The organism is Burkholderia sp. AU16482, assembly GCF_002223285.1.
Taxonomy (GTDB): domain Bacteria; phylum Pseudomonadota; class Gammaproteobacteria; order Burkholderiales; family Burkholderiaceae; genus Burkholderia; species Burkholderia semiarida.
Map to the genome: position 1 here is coordinate 1 of NZ_NKEY01000012.1, position 2,787 is coordinate 2,787.

The following is a 2,787-nucleotide window of genomic DNA, read 5'->3' on the forward strand; positions in this document are numbered from 1 at the left end:
CCAGGGATATCTCATCTTAAGGCGAGTTTCCCGCTTAGATGCTTTCAGCGGTTATCTCTTCCGAACATAGCTACCCGGCGATGCCACTGGCGTGACAACCGGTACACCAGAGGTTCGTCCACTCCGGTCCTCTCGTACTAGGAGCAGCCCCCTTCAAATATCCAACGCCCACGGCAGATAGGGACCAAACTGTCTCACGACGTTTTAAACCCAGCTCACGTACCTCTTTAAATGGCGAACAGCCATACCCTTGGGACCGGCTACAGCCCCAGGATGAGATGAGCCGACATCGAGGTGCCAAACACCGCCGTCGATATGAACTCTTGGGCGGTATCAGCCTGTTATCCCCAGAGTACCTTTTATCCGTTGAGCGATGGCCCTTCCATACAGAACCACCGGATCACTATGACCTGCTTTCGCACCTGCTCGACTTGTCGGTCTCGCAGTTAAGCACGCTTATGCCATTGCACTATCAGCACGATTTCCGACCGTACCTAGCGTACCTTCGTACTCCTCCGTTACGCTTTGGGAGGAGACCGCCCCAGTCAAACTGCCTACCATGCACTGTCCCCGACCCGGATCACGGGCCAAGGTTAGAACCTCAAACAAACCAGGGTGGTATTTCAAGGACGGCTCCACCGAAACTAGCGTTCCGGTTTCATAGCCTCCCACCTATCCTACACAGATCGGTTCAAAGTCCAATGCAAAGCTACAGTAAAGGTTCATGGGGTCTTTCCGTCTAGCCGCGGGTAGATTGCATCATCACAAACACTTCAACTTCGCTGAGTCTCGGGAGGAGACAGTGTGGCCATCGTTACGCCATTCGTGCAGGTCGGAACTTACCCGACAAGGAATTTCGCTACCTTAGGACCGTTATAGTTACGGCCGCCGTTTACCGGGACTTCAATCAAGAGCTTGCACCCCATCATTTAATCTTCCGGCACCGGGCAGGCGTCACACCCTATACGTCCACTTTCGTGTTTGCAGAGTGCTGTGTTTTTATTAAACAGTCGCAGCCACCAGTTTATTGCAACCCCTTCACCCTCCTGGCGCAGGCCAGTCAAGCTACAAGGGCGTACCTTATCCCGAAGTTACGGTACCAATTTGCCGAGTTCCTTCTCCCGAGTTCTCTCAAGCGCCTTAGAATACTCATCTCGCCCACCTGTGTCGGTTTGCGGTACGGTCATCGTTAGACTGAAGCTTAGAGGCTTTTCTTGGAACCACTTCCAATTGCTTCGCTCCCGAAGGAGCTCGCGCCACACCCTTGAATTACGCGCCCGGATTTGCCTAAGCGCCTTCTCCAATGCAGCGACCGGGACTTCCAACACCCGGACAACCTTCCGCGATCCGTCCCCCCATCGCATCTAACAATGGTGCAGGAATATTGACCTGCTTCCCATCAGCTACGCATTTCTGCCTCGCCTTAGGGGCCGACTCACCCTACGCCGATGAACGTTGCGTAGGAAACCTTGGGCTTACGGCGAGGGGGCCTTTCACCCCCTTTATCGCTACTCATGTCAGCATTCGCACTTCCGATACCTCCAGCACCCTTTACAAGGCACCTTCGCAGGCTTACGGAACGCTCTCCTACCATGCGAGCAAGCTCGCATCCGCAGCTTCGGTATATAGCTTAGCCCCGTTACATCTTCCGCGCAGGACGACTCGATCAGTGAGCTATTACGCTTTCTTTAAAGGGTGGCTGCTTCTAAGCCAACCTCCTGACTGTTTTAGCCTTCCCACTTCGTTTCCCACTTAGCTATATTTGGGGACCTTAGCTGGCGGTCTGGGTTGTTTCCCTCTTGACACCGGACGTTAGCACCCGATGTCTGTCTCCCGTGATTGCACTCTTCGGTATTCGGAGTTTGCTATGGCGGGGTAATCTGCAATAGACCCCCCAACCATGACAGTGCTCTACCCCCGAAGGTGAGACACGAGGCACTACCTAAATAGTTTTCGGAGAGAACCAGCTATTTCCAGGTTTGTTTAGCCTTTCACCCCTATCCACAGCTCATCCCCTAACTTTTCAACGTTAGTGGGTTCGGACCTCCAGTACGTGTTACCGCACCTTCATCCTGGCCATGGATAGATCACCTGGTTTCGGGTCTACGCCCAGCAACTGAACGCCCTATTCGGACTCGCTTTCGCTACGCCTGCCCTATACGGTTAAGCTTGCTACTGAACGTAAGTCGCTGACCCATTATACAAAAGGTACGCCGTCACCCCCGAAGAGGCTCCGACTGTTTGTATGCATGCGGTTTCAGGATCTATTTCACTCCCCTCCCGGGGTTCTTTTCGCCTTTCCCTCACGGTACTGGTTCACTATCGGTCGATCACGAGTATTTAGCCTTGGAGGATGGTCCCCCCATCTTCAGACAGGATTTCACGTGTCCCGCCCTACTTGTCGCACACCTAGTTCTTTCATACTGTTTTCGCCTACAGGGCTATCACCTGCTATGGCCGCACTTTCCAGAGCGTTCGGCTAACAATACAAATAAAGAGTGCAAGGCTCATCCCATTTCGCTCGCCACTACTTTGGGAATCTCGGTTGATTTCTTTTCCTGCGGTTACTTAGATGTTTCAGTTCACCGCGTTCGCTTCGCATGGCCTATGTATTCAGCCATGGATACTCCAAAAGGAGTGGGTTTCCCCATTCGGACATCTACGGATCAAAGCTCGTTTGCCAGCTCCCCGTAGCTTTTCGCAGGCTACCGCGTCCTTCATCGCCTGTGATCGCCAAGGCATCCACCACATGCACTTGTTCGCTTGACCCTATAACGAGTCTGTCTC

1 rRNA gene is annotated in these 2,787 nt (G+C 53.2%); it reads right to left on the bottom strand.

The features are described 5' to 3' along the window. Positions 1-2,769 (bottom strand): 23S ribosomal RNA (locus CFB35_RS33855); the annotation flags it as partial. Positions 2,770-2,787 lie beyond the last annotated feature (18 nt).